General features: G+C 35.9%; 21 protein-coding genes. 1 reads left to right on the top strand and 20 read right to left on the bottom strand.

From position 1 onward, the window contains the following. Nucleotides 1-14 precede the first annotated feature (14 nt). The 20 genes from D8M05_RS08115 to D8M05_RS08020 form a co-directional block, all read right to left on the bottom strand. Nucleotides 15-590: a hypothetical protein gene (locus D8M05_RS08115; protein WP_121130492.1), complete on the bottom strand. Its 576-nt coding sequence runs from the start codon at nt 588-590 to the stop codon at nt 15-17. 691 nt (nt 591-1,281) lie between these two features. Further along, complete coding sequence (locus tag D8M05_RS08110) at nt 1,282-2,166, bottom strand: polyprenyl synthetase family protein (protein ID WP_121130490.1); 885 nt, start codon at nt 2,164-2,166, stop codon at nt 1,282-1,284. Between the two features lie 2 nt (nt 2,167-2,168). Next, nucleotides 2,169-2,399: an exodeoxyribonuclease VII small subunit gene (locus tag D8M05_RS08105; protein ID WP_121130488.1), complete on the bottom strand. Its 231-nt coding sequence runs from the start codon at nt 2,397-2,399 to the stop codon at nt 2,169-2,171. Then, nucleotides 2,396-3,742, bottom strand: coding sequence for an exodeoxyribonuclease VII large subunit (xseA, locus tag D8M05_RS08100; protein WP_121130486.1), 1,347 nt, complete (start codon nt 3,740-3,742; stop codon nt 2,396-2,398). Before xseA ends, D8M05_RS08105 begins: the two co-directional genes overlap by 4 nt. Beyond that, nucleotides 3,732-4,592, bottom strand: a complete 861-nt coding sequence (gene folD, locus D8M05_RS08095; RefSeq protein ID WP_121130484.1) for a bifunctional methylenetetrahydrofolate dehydrogenase/methenyltetrahydrofolate cyclohydrolase FolD — start codon at nt 4,590-4,592, stop codon at nt 3,732-3,734. Before folD ends, xseA begins: the two co-directional genes overlap by 11 nt. Before the next feature lie 15 nt (nt 4,593-4,607). Next, nucleotides 4,608-4,997: a transcription antitermination factor NusB gene (gene nusB / locus D8M05_RS08090; RefSeq protein WP_121130482.1), complete on the bottom strand. Its 390-nt coding sequence runs from the start codon at nt 4,995-4,997 to the stop codon at nt 4,608-4,610. Between the two features lie 362 nt (nt 4,998-5,359). Beyond that, complete coding sequence (locus D8M05_RS08085; protein ID WP_121130480.1) at nt 5,360-5,752, bottom strand: Asp23/Gls24 family envelope stress response protein; 393 nt, start codon at nt 5,750-5,752, stop codon at nt 5,360-5,362. 33 nt (nt 5,753-5,785) lie between these two features. Then, nucleotides 5,786-7,141: an acetyl-CoA carboxylase biotin carboxylase subunit gene (gene accC, locus D8M05_RS08080; RefSeq protein ID WP_121130478.1), complete on the bottom strand. Its 1,356-nt coding sequence runs from the start codon at nt 7,139-7,141 to the stop codon at nt 5,786-5,788. A 12-nt stretch (nt 7,142-7,153) separates the two neighbouring features. Then, a complete protein-coding gene (gene accB, locus D8M05_RS08075; protein WP_121130476.1) occupies nt 7,154-7,657 on the bottom strand; it encodes an acetyl-CoA carboxylase biotin carboxyl carrier protein in 504 nt (167 codons plus the stop codon). 238 nt (nt 7,658-7,895) lie between these two features. After that, a complete protein-coding gene (locus D8M05_RS08070; protein WP_121130473.1) occupies nt 7,896-8,480 on the bottom strand; it encodes a SpoIIIAH-like family protein in 585 nt (194 codons plus the stop codon). Nucleotides 8,481-8,496: 16 nt separating this feature from the next. Beyond that, nucleotides 8,497-9,132 carry a stage III sporulation protein AG gene (gene spoIIIAG, locus D8M05_RS08065; protein WP_121130471.1) on the bottom strand — a complete coding sequence of 212 codons (636 nt, stop codon included), beginning with the start codon at nt 9,130-9,132 and terminating at the stop codon, nt 8,497-8,499. After that, nucleotides 9,129-9,746 carry a stage III sporulation protein AF gene (gene spoIIIAF, locus D8M05_RS08060; RefSeq protein ID WP_121130469.1) on the bottom strand — a complete coding sequence of 206 codons (618 nt, stop codon included), beginning with the start codon at nt 9,744-9,746 and terminating at the stop codon, nt 9,129-9,131. The genes spoIIIAG and spoIIIAF overlap by 4 nt, the downstream gene beginning before the upstream one ends. Before the next feature lie 10 nt (nt 9,747-9,756). Continuing rightward, the gene (gene spoIIIAE / locus D8M05_RS08055) at nt 9,757-10,932 is read right to left on the bottom strand and encodes a stage III sporulation protein AE (protein ID WP_121130467.1); all 1,176 of its coding nucleotides are present in this window, start codon (nt 10,930-10,932) and stop codon (nt 9,757-9,759) included. Nucleotides 10,933-10,997: 65 nt separating this feature from the next. Continuing rightward, nucleotides 10,998-11,387 carry a stage III sporulation protein AD gene (gene spoIIIAD, locus D8M05_RS08050; protein WP_121130465.1) on the bottom strand — a complete coding sequence of 130 codons (390 nt, stop codon included), beginning with the start codon at nt 11,385-11,387 and terminating at the stop codon, nt 10,998-11,000. 12 nt (nt 11,388-11,399) lie between these two features. Continuing rightward, nucleotides 11,400-11,600: a stage III sporulation protein AC gene (spoIIIAC, locus tag D8M05_RS08045; RefSeq protein ID WP_121130463.1), complete on the bottom strand. Its 201-nt coding sequence runs from the start codon at nt 11,598-11,600 to the stop codon at nt 11,400-11,402. Between the two features lie 18 nt (nt 11,601-11,618). Further along, nucleotides 11,619-12,131 carry a stage III sporulation protein SpoIIIAB gene (spoIIIAB, locus tag D8M05_RS08040; protein WP_121130461.1) on the bottom strand — a complete coding sequence of 171 codons (513 nt, stop codon included), beginning with the start codon at nt 12,129-12,131 and terminating at the stop codon, nt 11,619-11,621. Further along, nucleotides 12,076-13,053: a stage III sporulation protein AA gene (gene spoIIIAA, locus D8M05_RS08035; RefSeq protein ID WP_121130459.1), complete on the bottom strand. Its 978-nt coding sequence runs from the start codon at nt 13,051-13,053 to the stop codon at nt 12,076-12,078. Before spoIIIAA ends, spoIIIAB begins: the two co-directional genes overlap by 56 nt. 237 nt (nt 13,054-13,290) lie before the next feature. Beyond that, entirely contained in the window at nt 13,291-13,848 is a 558-nt protein-coding gene (efp, locus tag D8M05_RS08030; protein WP_121130457.1) for an elongation factor P, read from the bottom strand. A gap of 24 nt (nt 13,849-13,872) precedes the next feature. Continuing rightward, entirely contained in the window at nt 13,873-14,934 is a 1,062-nt protein-coding gene (locus tag D8M05_RS08025; RefSeq protein ID WP_121130455.1) for a M24 family metallopeptidase, read from the bottom strand. A gap of 138 nt (nt 14,935-15,072) precedes the next feature. Continuing rightward, a complete protein-coding gene (locus tag D8M05_RS08020) occupies nt 15,073-15,573 on the bottom strand; it encodes a YqhR family membrane protein (RefSeq protein WP_121130453.1) in 501 nt (166 codons plus the stop codon). 334 nt (nt 15,574-15,907) lie between these two features. Here D8M05_RS08020 and D8M05_RS08015 point away from each other — a divergent pair, with 334 nt between their 5' ends. Next, a complete protein-coding gene (locus tag D8M05_RS08015; RefSeq protein WP_245985259.1) occupies nt 15,908-16,282 on the top strand; it encodes an SA1362 family protein in 375 nt (124 codons plus the stop codon). Nucleotides 16,283-16,284: the final 2 nt, after the last annotated feature.

Here is a 16,284-nt window from a genome sequence, read left to right as displayed (position 1 = left end):
ATATCCTTTATCTATTATTTCTTAGGTATAATTTTTATTTTAAACTTTTTATCAAGAACGGATAACACTTTTCCAGCAGAGAAGATAATCTTTGTAGATGCGTTTATTGCAAACGTTTTGCCAATTGCTTTTCCACCTACAGTTATTGCTGCGATTATACTCGTCATAACTGTTGATAACATAATCTGTCCTGTCGACCCTTCCGAATGCTCTAATAGCGTAGCAATTTGTAATACAACGATGGCTGATGCTGTGCCGCTTACAATCCCAGATATATCCCCAATGACATCATTACAAAAACTAGCAAATCTGTCTGCATTTCGTACGATATATACTGATTCCTTTGCACCTGCTACTTTCTCTGCTGCCATCGCATGAAATGGTGTTTCATCTGCAGCGGTTGCAGCAATACCTAACATATCAAAGACGACACCAATTAAGACAATGATAAGAACAATAATTAACCCTGCGAACCACGCAACTCCGCCTAAAATTGACGAAGATAAACTTGAAAAAATAGCCGCTAACACAAACGTGATAACGGCAATTGTCAGACTAAATTTAATAGATCGTTTTAATTGTGATTTCATATGTACCTCTATTTATTATAAAAGTCAATTATGTAGGAGGAATGGTCTTTTAAAAGGTTAAAACTGCGGCTTAGGTCCAGTAGGTTTTCCCAGATAGATACCCTCATGTCGCCACGAAGGTGGTTCCCCTTTAAATCCATCTTAGCTTTGTCACCAATAGCTAGACTAGATTGCCACTTAGTCCGCACTATAATCCCATTTAAAAGTCTATTAAGAACAGTCTAGGAGATTTCCTCAGCAGTCTTTAACCTTTCCCTAGTCTCTTTTGCAGTGATGATTTCATAGATATATGGCATTAAGAACTAGTGGCCACCTAGTTCTTATACCCAGGAGCTCTAATCCCCTCACCACCACGCAAGACAGGCTACGCTGCATATAAGGTGTCCCTTACCATACACTGCAGGTTCATACCCCATTCCATCATGAAAACTTTAGCTTAAGTTTCCACCACAGAGATGGGCCTCCACGGAAATCGGGTCAACGCCCACATGCCTTTGTGGATCGCCCGAAATCCTTAACTCCCAGCACTGACCCAAGGCTGGGCGCCTCAAGCCAACACAAGGAACTTCATCGATGTGCCCTTTGGCGAATTTTTAGGCCCGCCTTGAGGAAAGGAGGACTGACTAGAATACTGCACCATTCCTTTTCTAAGCTTATTATACCAAATGAATAAAAATATTTCTACCATGAGTCAATAGTCACGATTGCTAAAATAATCCGTTAATGCCATTAGATAGGAGTCTTCTGCATTTGCTTTTTCAAGGGCATTTTTAGCCTTTTCTACATATATTTCTTTTTGTTTCATGGCACCCCCGATACCGAGTAACTTAGGATATGTGCTTTTCTCATTTTCCTGGTCACTACCAACACGCTTACCTAATTTCTTCTCATCACCTGTTACATCCAATATATCATCTTGCACTTGGAAAATTAATCCAAGATAATAGGCAAAATCAGTTAAATAATTAAGCTGTTCTTTGCTGGCATTTGCGAGATAGGCACCAGTGTAAATGGCAAATCGTATTAATTCACCTGTTTTTAGTGTATGTATTCTCTCCAATTCTTCAAGTGTTGCTGACTTTTTCTCCGCTTCCATGTCCAGAATTTGCCCACCAACCATTCCTGTTGGCCCACCACAAGCAGAAAGCAACCGTATAATTTCTACTTTTTGTGTATCATTTAGTAACGGATCTTCTGCAATAATTTCAAAACTATATGTTAATAGTGCATCTCCAGCTAAAATAGCTGTTGATTCATCGAAAACTTTATGATTGGTAGGTTTTCCTCTTCGGTAATCATCATTATCCATAGCTGGTAAGTCATCGTGAATAAGGGAATAGGTATGAATCATCTCTACAGCCAAACAGGAAGAAAGCACCTTTTTATTGTTATTTGCATAAGCATCATAACTTGCCATTAATAAAATAGGACGTAATCGCTTCCCACCAGCATTAATTGAATAGAGCATCGATTGTTTAAGTTGTTCTGGAATCAATAATTTTTGTAGAGATTGATGCAACGCTTCTTGTAGAAGTTCTTTACTATTTTCTATATAACCGATAAGTTCCCGAGACAATTTTATCCTTCCTCCTGTATATCAAAGGCTTCTAATTCCCCTTGTTCATTCATAATTTGTGTCATCTTACCTTGGACACTACTTAATTTATCACTACATATTTTAGAAAGACTCATTCCTTCTTGATAATAATTGATTGCTTTTTCTAGAGGAACGTCCCCTTCCTCCAGTTTTTCAACAATTTCTTCTAATTTGGTCATTGCTTCTTCAAAAGTAATCTCTTCGTTTTTCAATTTCCTTCCTCCTCTACTTCAAGTACTTGGCAATTAACTTTCCCATCCGTTAATTGAAGTGATATCTTATCTTCCTTTTTAATTTGTTTCGCCGATTTAATGATGTCACCATTTAATGTATATGGTAAAGCAAATCCTCGTTTCATAATTTCTAATGGATTTAGTAATGTTAGTTTGTCCATTTCATTTGCGAGCTGGATAGACTTCCTTTCTAGAACTTTAGACATATAAACTTTTAAGTTCTTCTGGTTTTCCTTTACTTGCTTCACCGCTAAGGCAATGTGTTTCTTAGGGTGTTGCGCGGAAAACCGTTTGTACAAATTAATCATTTCTTTATCTTTACGATCATGATTATTTATAAAGGCTTTTTCTAAATTCTCTACATAACTATCTAACTCTATTTCTTTTTGTTTTAACAATTGCTCTGGATATTTAAATGCATAGGAATTCACAAGCCTTGATAAATGGCTCTTATGATTATTTACATCTCGTGTTAATTCCCTCTTTAAAGATTGCTTTAAAAAAAGCAACTTTTCTTTAAGCTCCACTTGAGATAATACCGCTAGTTCCGCTGCCCCTGTTGGTGTAGGAGCACGCAGATCAGCAACATAATCACTTATAGTTATATCCGTTTCATGACCGACGGCAGAAATAATTGGGACCTTGGAATGGAAAATTGCTTCGGCAACAATTTCTTCATTAAAGCTCCATAGTTCTTCAATAGAACCGCCGCCTCGCCCTACAATTAACGTATCAAACATATCCATTTCATTTGCCCGCTCAATAGCTTCTTTAATAGATACTGCCGCATGAGGCCCTTGTACAAGAACTGGTATCACGGTTAATGTAACAATGGGGTACCTTCTTTTAATTGTTGTTATTATGTCACGTACTGCAGCTCCTGTTGGCGATGTTATTACACCAATATGCTTTGGAAAAGGTGATATATGCTGCTTATGTATGGAATCAAAGTAGCCTTTTTTATGTAATTTATCCTTCAGTTGCTCAAATGCCAAATAAAGGGCACCGATACCATCAGGTTCCATCTGTGTAATATAGAGCTGATATTGCCCGTAAGCCTCATATACACTTATTTCCCCTCTAATTAATACATTCATCCCATTCTCTGGGGTGAACTTTAACCCGCGATTATTCCCCGCAAACATAACAGCCTGTATTTTCGCATGATTATCCTTAATTGTCATATACATATGACCCCGGGAGTGATGCTTAAAATTCGAGATTTCACCTTTTAGCCAAACATTTCTTAAATGGACATCGGTATCAATTTTCCGCTTCAGGTATTTCGTCAGTGCCTCGACAGTTAAATATTTATTTTCCAACGACAGCCAATCCTTTAGCAGCTTTCACTGTATTTTTTAATAACATCGCTATTGTCATCGGCCCAACACCTTTTGGAACAGGCGTTATATATGACGCCTTTTTACTTGCACTATCAAAATCAACATCACCTGTAAGCGAACCATTTTCTAACCGATTTATCCCAACATCAATTACGACTGCACCTTCTTTAACATAGTCAGAAGTAATTGCATCTGCTTTTCCGATTGCAGCAATAAGAATATCTGCCTGAAGCGTATGTTCTTTTAAATCTTTCGTTCTAGAATGACAATATGTAACCGTTGCGTTTTCATTTAAAAGTAATTGACCTACTGGTTTCCCTACAATATTACTTCGTCCGATAATAACAGCGTGTTTACCTTCTATTTTGATATCTCTTGATTTTAACATCGTGATAATCCCGTATGGCGTACATGGTAGAAAGGAGTCTTCACCAATCATCATTCGTCCAATATTAACAGGATGAAATCCATCAACATCCTTTGAAGGATCAATCGTTTCTATTACTTTTTGCTCACTTATTTGGTTAGGTAAAGGGAGCTGCACTAAAATCCCATGGACGGAAGGTTCTCCGTTTAGTTTCTGTATAACATCAAGTAATTCTGCTTCAGAAGCTGTACTCGGTAATTCAATTAAGGAAGAAGATATTCCAACTTCCTTAGCCGCCTTTTCCTTCCCTCTGACATATGACTTCGAAGCAGGGTTATCTCCAACTAGAACGACTGTTAAATGTGGGGTTATTCCTTCGTTTATCAACTCGTTTACTTCTGCTTTCATGTTTGTCCGAATTTCCTGAGCTAAGTCTTTCCCATTAATTATTTCTGCAGACATTTCTCTTTAGCCCCTTTACTTACTTATTTTTGATAATACTCCATTGATAAATTTACCTGATTGCTCATCCCCAAATGTATTCCCAAGCTCAACCGCTTCATTAATTGACACATTCAGTGGGATATCTTCTAAGTAGTTTATTTCATAGGTTGCAATACGTAAAATAGTCCTTTCGACAGAAGCAACTCGATTGAATGACCAATTTTCAAGGTTCGATTTAATCACCTGATCAATTTCTTCTTTGTGCTTGTATACACCTTCTACAAGTGTGTGTAAGAACTCACTTGTTCCTTGTCCTGGTTCTATATCTACTAATGACTCAAAAGCCTTATTCAATTCCATGTCATTCATATCAAGTTGAAATAGTACTTGAAATGCTTTTTCTCTAGCTGTATGTCGATTCATTTTCCATAACTCCTTTTAAACTCTCTCTTACAAATAATAACATGATTATTTATGCAACGCTAGAAACTATCTAACGATCCTTTTTTATATAGGGCTCTATTCGCATTATTTATTCCTATTGATATAAACTACGAAGTAACTTTTAAAGAATTTGCTGAATCACGCCGTTCCGGAAAGACAACCGCTAACATGATGGTTGATTGTAGCTGAGGGCAGTCGACTCCTGCGGGAAAAGCACGCGTTCGAAGACCCCGCAGTGAGGGGTCCTGGAAACTTCTATCAAAGGAAACGCAACAATTCTAGAAAACAGCTTTAATAAAAATTCAGGGTCAGGAAGATAAACACTTCCTGACCCTAAATTTTTATTCTTCTATTTTATTCTCTTTGCCGTCCATATTTACACCAACAACATGAACATTCACTTCATCAATTTCTAAGGCTGTCATGTACTTTAAAGACTGTCTAATATTGGTTTGTATTTCCTGTGCTACTTTTGGTATAGATACACCAAAATTCAAAATAACAAACAAGTCAATCGTTACACCTGTTTCTGTTAATTCGACTTTTACACCTTTACTGTGTGTGGCTTTTCCTAGTCGTTCAACGACACCAGACGCAAAATTCCCTCTCATTGCATATAATCCTTCTACTTCAGTAGCTGAAATCCCTGCAATGACTTCAATAACTTCTGGTGCAATTTCTACTTTACCTAAAGCCGAATTATCAATAACGTTTAACAAAGATTGTTCACTCATGTTATCACTCCTAATTATACTAAACCAGAAAACTTATTCTTTTTCAAGTATAGGATTTTCTTCTAAAAAGTTTGTATTAAAATCACCTTCAATGAAGACATCATTCTCCATAATTAGCTGGTGAAACGGAATAGTCGTGAACACACCTTCAACAACAAATTCTTCCAAAGCACGCCTCATTCTGGCTATTGCTTCCGTGCGTGTAGGGGCATGAACGATTAATTTCGCAATCATTGAATCGTAATATGGTGGAATCTTATAACCAGGATATGCTCCTGAATCAACGCGGACACCTAATCCACCAGGGGCTAAGTACAAATCAATTTCACCTGCTGATGGCATAAAGTTTTTAAAAGGGTTCTCAGCATTAATTCTACATTCAATCGCATGTCCTCTATATTCAATATCATTTTGCACTACGGATAGCTTTTCACCATCTGCAACCTTTATTTGCTCCTTGATTAAATCAATTCCAGTTATCATCTCTGTAACAGGATGCTCCACTTGGATTCTTGTATTCATTTCCATGAAATAAAATTCATTTGTCTTTCGATCAAAAATATACTCAATTGTACCAGCACCTACATAACCAACAGCTTTTGCTGCTTTAACGGATGCCTCACCCATCTTCTCTCTTAATTCTTGTGTTATTGCGGGTGATGGGGACTCTTCAATAAGTTTTTGTAACCTTCTTTGAATCGAACAATCTCTTTCACCAAGATGAATCACATTCCCGTGGGTGTCAGCTAATACCTGAATTTCTACGTGACGGAAATCTTCAATAAACTTCTCAAGATATACCCCAGGGTTGCCGAAAGCTGTTTCAGCCTCTTTCTGAGTAACTTGTATACCTTTAATCAGTTCTTCTTCATTCCTAGCAACGCGAATACCTTTTCCACCACCACCAGCTGTTGCCTTGATGATTACTGGAAAACCTATTGTATTCGCTATTTCAAACGCTTCTTCTTCATTTTCTATAATGCCATCTGACCCTGGAACAATCGGAACATTCGCGTTCTTCATCGTTTCCCTTGCAACATCCTTTATACCCATTTTCTGAATTGCCTCGGGTGTAGGCCCAACGAAAGTAATATTACACGCTTTACAAATCTCAGCGAAGTCAGCATTTTCCGCTAAAAACCCGTAGCCTGGATGTATTGCGTCTACATTAATTGAAGTAGCAATACTCATGATGTTCGTAAAATTGAGGTAACTGTCTTTACTTAATTTTGGACCAATGCAATATGCTTCATCTGCAAGCTGGACATGTAAAGATTCTTTATCCGCTTCAGAGTATACAGCAACGGTTTCTATTCCTAATTCCTTACAAGCTCGAATAATGCGAACAGCAATCTCTCCCCTGTTAGCAATTAACAGTTTCTTAATCACTGGCTCATCCCCTTATTTGGTCTTGACTCTATACAATGGCTGACCGTATTCTACTAGTTCTCCATTTTCAACTAATACTTCAACGATTTCTCCAGAAACTTCTGCTTCAATTTCGTTAAATAGTTTCATTGCTTCTACGATACATACTACAGTATCGTTACCGACATTTGATCCAAGTGAAACATATGGATCTGCTTCAGGTGTTGGTGAAGAATAGAAAGTACCTACCATTGGTGAAGTAATCTCATAATCAAATTTCTTTGTTGGAGTTTCCTCCGATACTGTTTCAGGTTTAACTGGTTTTACTGTTTCTTCTTTTGTAACTGATTCTACACTTGCAGTTGCTGGTTCACTCTTTCTTTCTACGGGAGTAGCTACTACTTCTTTCACAACCTCCCCCGTGCTTCCAGTTTTCTTCATAGAAACAGTTGTTCCATCTGATTCATATGTAAATTCTTCAATGTTGGATTGGTCGATTAATTTTATGAGTTCCCTAATTTCTTGTACTTTTAACATCTCTTGCACCCCTATTTCATTTTTATATTATAAGAGATTAACACAAGGTACTAATAACTCCTCTTAAATATTTTACGACAAAATAACGTTCTACTCAAGAGTGAATTCAGAATGGTTCTATCCTCCCCTATAATAAAACGTTTACAACAGTTAGTATATCAATGTTTTACTATAAAATCTATAATAGTAAAGGAAACCTGAACGAATATATCCGTTCAGGTTTCCTTTTTTCTGCCAGTTATTCTTTGTCTGCTGGCTGATAGTTTACATCTACTGTGATATCTTTTCCAAATTCATCTCTTACCATCTGCATAATATTTACTACTTCTGTGTCAGATAGTAATTCTCCTGCTTCAACATGTACGTGGACTTTATCCTCTTCTGTCCGAACAAGTACATCTTGATATTCAGAAGAAGAAAGGATAGATTCTTCTAAAATCGATTCTTTCCTGGATACATCTGCAAGTACATCAATACTTTGTAATGCACCTTCTTTATCTTCTGCACTCGCATCACCAGAAGTAACAATTTCTTCTAATCTCTCTTTCTCAATACTTCTGTCATCCTCTAATTCCATACGAATAGTCGTAAACAGTTCATTTCCACCTACATTTGTCATATCATCTATTACAGCATCCCCAGTAGCATCTCCTGAAACTTTTTCTGCCTCTGTTGAACTGTCTGTTTGCGTTTGTTCTGAATCTTCATCACCCGTATTCACATAAGCAAGGTCCCCATTATCTGGTGAAATCAAGTAATATACACTGAGAACAATCATTAAACTCAACATCGTTAATAGCCATACTGTTTGTTTTTTTAACATTTTCTAATTCCTCCCCTTAATCACTTTTTGGCATTACAGAAACTCTATGTGTTGGAACATCAAGTACGCGTGAAATAGCTTCAACAATCCAATTTTTCACTGTTGCATGGTCTGCACCCTTCGCTACAACAAATACCCCACTCACCTCAGGTCTCTCTGTTGTTACAAGCAAAGGAACCTCTCTATCTCCTTGTCTAACAAATACCACTTGCGTTTCTTCTGTTCGATCTTCAACCTTGCGTGTGCCCCCGTTTCGGTCGGACTCTTCTGTGGATTGCCTACCACTAATTAAATTTTTCTCATATATACTGACATTGGTTGATGCTAGATTCACCATCACTTCTGCATCTGAAACACCTTGAATCTTATTTAACATTTCCTCTAAATCTGTTTCAAAGCTTTTTTCTAGCTCATCCACTTCAGAAGTAGTAGCTATTTCATCTGAATTCGTAGCTTGTACCTCTTGCTCCTGGGCTTGTTCAAATTGTTGATCCATGTTTGCTTCATCATCTGTCGGTGAGAATATGTTACTGATTACAATTATCAGTAACCCGATTAAACCCAGAATAATGACATATCCTGCTTTACCTGAGATTACTTTACCTGATTCTGAATTTTTGGGTTGAAATAATTTCTCTATGATTTTTTTCAAGATGCCCCTCCCTCCCAGTAAAGCATTAATTCCTTATCATGAAGTTCCCAAAGTTCCATTAATCGTTCCTTAACTTCTTCATCCTGTCTAGCTTCTCTTTCAATCGGATCATCTGTATTAATTACTACATCTTCAACTACGCCCATTTCTCCCTCCCCTTCTTCAATTTCTTTTACGTAAACAATGACTCCTACTAGATCCTCATATGTAAGTTCTTGGGTGTTCTGGAAGTTGAAATCGATGTTTGTTATTTCTAGCTGGTATTCTTCCATCAAAGGATCTTTCGCAATATCTATTAATGGGACAGCCATTTGTTCTAAAATATATGCATCTTGAGTCATTTCTATATCTTTTTTTTGCATTTCAATTAAATTTTCTACTGAATCATTTGAGGATCGAGCCTCGTCAATCTGTGAAAAAGACTGATTTAACGCACTTTCTATATCTATATTTAATACGTGAAATATCGGATTTAATAAGATTAAAATTAGTATTAAACCAACAACAAGGTTTATATATTTTTTCATAGCTGTCTGCGGAATCAATAAATCTATAATCGTTGCTAAAATTATAAACAGTATAATTTGCGTTACCCACTCTACTAAAATATCCATTTGGATCATCCTAACGTAATAACATGGTAAGATTACTAGCTACGATAATGATAACGATTGCGAGAAAGAACATAATAGAAACAGCTAAAAGACAGGCTAGAATAAATAAAATATAGTTACTAATTGTATTTAATGTAGAAATTACTGGCCCATCTCCAATCGGTTGAAGGACTGCAGCAGCTATTTTATAGATGATTGCTATGGCAGCTATTTTTAAAGCTGGAAACAGGGCAATAAATAAAACAACGATTAATCCAACAACACCGACAGCATTTTTTAATAGTAGTGAGGCACTTAAGATCGTATCCGTCGCATCGGTAAATGTTCGACCAACTACTGGGATAAAATTACCAGTAATAAACTTCGTCGTTTTCATTGCAACACCATCTTGAATGGCGCTTACGGTTCCTTGTACTGAAATAACACCTAAAAAGATGGTAAGAAAAGCACCAAGGGTTCCCATACTTACCGATTTAAATAAATTAGCAAGATGCGTGACTTTATAATTCTCACTTAAACTACTTACTATTTTGAGTAATGCAGAAATGAACAATAATGGTAATATAAATGTCGATACAAGAATCCCACTTATGTTAATCAAAAAAATGATAATCGGATGAAAGAAAGAAACAGAAACAATGTTCCCAAACGTAGCCATAAGACCAAGAACAAGTGGTAACAGCGCAATCATAAAACCAGTCATTGTTCGGATTGCATCCTCCACATAGGAAACAGCAATATAAAAGCTATTAAGCGCAATAAAAATAAGGATAATATAAACAACAAAATAGGCTATTTTACTAACTGCCGATTTTTCAAATGCGGTATGCATCGTTTGTAAAATGATGGAAAATAAAGTAAGCATGATTAAGCTACCCAATAACTTTCCATTTACAATAATTTCATGAAATAAATATTCCACAAAACCGATAAGTACATTTTTAATCGAAAAGGAATCTTGATTTTTTACAAACTCATAAATGCTTGTTTTCTCTAACTCTGGTACATATTCTCCATATTCATCTGCAATATCATCCCAATAGTCCTTGACACCGTCTAATGAGATTTCATCGATTAATGCTTCATCCAACTCTTTACTATCTGTGGCTGCTAAAACCTTATCTTGTCCCATGAAGAGAAAAATGAAAGAGAGTAAAATTATTACCACTATTTTATTCCGATTCATTCACTCCTATTTCCCCCTTCAATAAATTTGTAACGTCGCTAAACGGGCGCTTGCGCCTTTGTATATTATGTTGGTAAAAAACTGATAATTGCTTCAATCACAGCAGTAATGATAGGAACGGCAAGTAATATAATAAAAATCTTCCCAGCTAACTCTATATTTTTCGCAACAGCACTTAGACCTGCTTCCTTTGTTAGTGAAGCACCTAACTCAGCAATATACGCTATTCCGATAATTTTCAAGATTGTCTCCATATACAAGCCGCTAACGTTCGCATTTCGCCCCAATGTCTCAATTAAATTAAATATAATAGCTACTTGCTCTATAATCGATAAGAAAATGATAATTCCTGTAACAATAATTAAAAAAAATGCCATAGAACTGTTTATATCTTTTAAAACAATATATAAAATACTTGCTATAATCCCCACAAGCACGATTTGTAATATATCCATAATTATTAACCCCTAGAAAAGAAATACTGATTTAATTTGATTAAACAAATCAGATAGCCCATTAATGACAAGAACAAGGACAATAATAAAACCAATTAATGTTGCAAATTGAGCAATCTCTTCTTTCCCCATTTGCTTTAATATGGTATGTATTAATGCAACGATGATCCCTATTCCTGCTATTTGAAATAAGATACTGGCATCGGTAAACATGGACTTTTCTCCTTTCCACTAGATGAGCAATAATACGATAAATAATCCTGCTAATACTCCTAGACTTTTTGCTAATTTACTGTATTTAAACTGATTATCCCTGGCATCCTCTAGCTCTCTATCAAGATGGGTCAAAGTAAGTTGGATATGTTTTTGTTGTTGGTAGAAATCATGTTGTCCTAACGTCCGACCAAATTGATTTAATATCTCTTTCTCATTCGGACCTAAACTAGACAGTTGCATAAACTTTTCTACATTTATTTTCCAAACATCATATAAATCAACATTCTTTTCTTGCATGTTTTTTCCTAGTGTTTTAAAGAATGAACTTGTCGGATTCGGAAGTTGATTCGCAATATTCATAAAGGCATCCTGTAGGGGTAATTGACTATAAATCATCTCTGCTTCCAAAATTTGTAGCGCATTTTTTAATTGTCTAATATGTTTTGGGCGTTTCATCAGACGATTACTCCACTCAAACCCCATCCATGTTGTTGCTAAAATTAAAAGAAGTGCTCCTATCCACTTCATACGCTTGATACCTCGATTTCTTAAGAATATCTATCCCATACTGGTCGTAGATTCCTTTAACTTGCGCAGGTTTCTGATACCTCTCCAAAATAATAATTCGTTCGAAGACTTGCTGTTGCAATAATATTTGTAAAGAAGGTCTTTTTTTCAGCTCTTCCAAATTTTCTCCATGTATTGAACAGATCACTGTAACACCTGCATTAATTGCCTCTAGTAAGGCTTCAATATCTTTTCTTCCACCAATCTCATCAATTACGAGTACATCTGGAGACAAAGAGCGAATCATCATCATCATTCCCTCGGCCTTTGGACATGCGTCTAGCACATCCGTTCTTAGTCCTAAATCATGCTGAGGAATTCCTTTAATAGATGCTGCTATTTCACTACGTTCATCAATCACTCCAACCTTTTTAGCTTGTACATTTTTCCAGCCGGTTGAAATAATTCTGGTCGCATCTCTAATAATGGTTGTCTTTCCTGTCTGTGGTGGACCAACAATAAGTGTATTTAAATATTTTTTATCATATAAATATGGAAGGATTGGTAAAGCAGCACCAATTTTCTGCTTAGCAATACGTATATTGAAGAAGGTAATATGTTGGATTGCTTTCACCGATCCAGATACGGTATTTACCTTTCCAGCAATACCAACACGATGGCCGCCTTCAATTGTAATATATCCTTCTCTTAATTCATCAGCCATCCGATATAATGAAAATTCACTCAATTGATTAACAATAAACGTACCATCACTTTTACTTGGCCTTATTTCTCCAAGCCATTCGATATTCTGATCAAAAGTAAGTTCGATTGGTTGATGTAGGCGAACTCTAATCTCTTGAAGGAATATCCATCTATTTCCTATCTTTTTTTGAATAGCACTTCTCATTACACTAGGGAACAAACGTAAAATTTCCTCCATAACTTGTCCTCTCTTTTTAAGTCGTTCAGCTCCTGGTATGATATTTAACTTATAATAAAATGTATGTTAACTTGTACAAAATATGACTAATGATATTAGAAAGGCGTAAGCGACCATTTAGCAACGTACGGAGATGACGAAAGTCTTGCTCGTTACTGACCGCTAAGCTAGACATGGCTTTTATTAGACAACAAAAAACAGCCCACTGATTCAGAGGACTGTTCATAGTACATATGATTATGCTCGGGAAACATATTTCCCATCCGTTGTATTGATAATGAGTACATCACCTTTATTAACAAAAAATGGCACTTGAACTACATGACCTGTCTCAACTGTTGCAGGTTTCGTTCCACCACTTGCTGTATCTCCTTTAATTCCAGGTTCTGTTTCAACCACTTCTAGATTTACGTTATTTGGTAAATCTACCCCAAGGATTTCACCATCATAGCTGATTACGTTTACTTCCATGTTTTCCTTCATAAATTTCAATTGATATTCAATCTGACTTTCAGGAATTTCAATTTGTTCATAAGAATTCATGTCCATAAATGCGTGCGATTCTCCCGATGCGTATAAGTATTGCATTTTTTTATTTTCAATATGAGCTTTTCCAACTTTTTCTCCACCACGAAATGTTTTTTCTTGAATGTTACCGTTTCTTAAATTACGTAATTTTGAACGAACAAACGCGGCGCCTTTTCCTGGCTTTACATGTTGGAATTCTAGTACTTGCCAAATATCATTATCAACTTCAATTGTTAAACCCGTTTTAAAATCGTTTACTGAGATCATTATTTTTTTCCTCCTAAAAAGCTCCTATAATTGTATTAATTCTTTCGGTGCAAAGGTTAGACGCTCATTGCCATCTTCTGTTACAACAACATCATCTTCTATTCTGCAACCACCAAGCCCTGCTATATATATTCCAGGCTCAACTGTAACTATCATGCCGGGTTCCAAAGTCGACTTAGAGCGAGTGGATAAACTAGGTCCTTCATGAACTTCTAATCCAACTCCATGACCTGTAGAATGCCCAAAATACTCACCATAGCCCTTTTCAGTGATGTAATCCCTTGTTAGAGCATCTGCTTCAACCCCGGTGATACCAGGTTTAATTCCTTTTATACCACGGATATTTGCTTCTAGCACTGTATTATATATATTTCTTAATTCACTACTAATTTCGCCAACAGCAACGGTTCTTGTAATATCCGAGCAGTATCCTTCAAAAAGCGCCCCATAGTCTAATGTTACAAGTTCGCCAGACTTAATTTCTTTATCGGACGCAACCCCGTGAGGAAGTGCTGAACGTACACCAGATGCAACAATGGTGTCAAAGCTAGAAGACGTAGCACCTTGTCTTCTCATAAAGAATTCTAATTCATTGGAAATCTCAATTTCCTTAACACCTGGTTTGATAAACGACCTAATGTGAAGGAAAGCGTCGTCAGCAATTTTAGCTGCTTTTTTCATCGTATCAAGCTCTTCACTTGTCTTAATCATACGAATCTCTTCAATCAAACCACTAACAGGTATGAGTTCTACTTCAAATAACGCTTTATATGTTTCAAAAGCAGTAAATGTTACATAGTCCTTTTCAAATCCAACTCGTTTTACTTGCATTTTTTTTAATTGGTCCTTTATTTCAAGTTCTATTTGTTGTTTATGTTCAATCACTTGAAATTCTTGCGCTTGAGTGGTTGCTTGTTCAGTGTATCTGAAATCCGTAATAAAGCGGTTATCTGTTTTTGAGATAATAGCAACACCAGCGGTACCAGTAAATCCTGTTATGTATCTTCGATTAAATGGGCTAGATACAATGATTGCGTCTAATTCATTTGCTTCCAAAGCTGTCTTTAACTTTTTCAATTTCTCCATGTTTTCATCCCTTTCTCACACTAACAATGCTATTTGTTAAAATTTAACTGTCTTTTAGTTTATCACAAATACACCCTTTTGAATAAACTTTTTATACACGCTTGTTACATATGAAAAAGGGGAAGCCATATTTATCTCTTAACTTGTTTCTTTTATTTGTGTATCATGGTAATCATATGATATCGAATACCCTATAAAGGTACCGTAAAGGATAAACAAGCAAATCGTTGATACAATCGTATTTATTCTTAAGTCTAGAAGGTCTGGAACATTCGTAAAAATAGGTTGTAAGAGATAGAAAACAATCCCCCATAGAATAATACCATAAACAACGCCTAACCACATGGAGTCCTTTTTCTTAAATAAACCATAATAAATCAGTGCTGTTATTACAGATAGTAAACCAACTAAGATAACGGATATGACATCACCCAACCATCCACTTGTCCATTCTGCCTTTAACCAGGAACGAAGTAAAAATGATTTTGGGGAAATCTCTGTAAAATTGAAGTAGTACATAAACACTGCAATTGTACTCCAAAGTAAACCACCTATAAAACCTGTTAATAAGGATCTTGCTAATAAAGAAGTTATCGCATTTTCTGGTTTATTTTGTTCTAATTGTTTATTTCCTTTCATACTAACCACCTCCGTCCATATTATTACCAATAACGTCAGGAAAAATCATTGTACCCATAGGCTTTTTATTTTTTTATTGTTCGAAAATTAACACTAGTCTACGATTGCTTTATCTAGTAAAATAATAGAAAAAGAATTATAATTAATAGTTACTAATCGTACTTAAATGAAAAATGACGTAATTTATGAATAAATTGTTATAAACAGGTAAAAATCTTAATAATGGTAAATATAGTCAGCTACCCTACATTCTTTTAAATATGAAACACATATAATATATTTACCGCAATTCGTTTCAAGCTTTGATTCTATATGTGTATAGGAGGAGATTCTATTGACCCGCAGTAAAATGGCTTTCTTGTTTTATGTAATTATAGGTTTAGCACTTGTTGGCCTAGCCACACAATTGATTACTTCGCCGGGAAGCTTTATAAAAGGGATTTTCATTACAATAGGTTTCGGGGTTGCAATTTTTGCCTTCATCTATTTTGTACTCCTTAGAAAGAGAGCTCCTTCCAATGATATGAAGAAGTACAAAAAGGCAGTCCAACAATCGAAAGCCAAATATAAGGATAGGGGAAATAGCACGAAAGTAACCCCGAAAAAACAGCCAAATCTTATAAAAAAGAAAAGGACAAAGCGTACATCAAATCATTTAAGAGTAATTGAAGGTAATAAAACAAAAGGAAAAGACCGAGCTACATTTTAACA

The organism is Oceanobacillus bengalensis, assembly GCF_003628445.1.
Lineage (GTDB): Bacteria > Bacillota > Bacilli > Bacillales > Amphibacillaceae > Oceanobacillus > Oceanobacillus bengalensis.
This window is presented reverse-complemented; position numbering and strand designations above follow the sequence as displayed.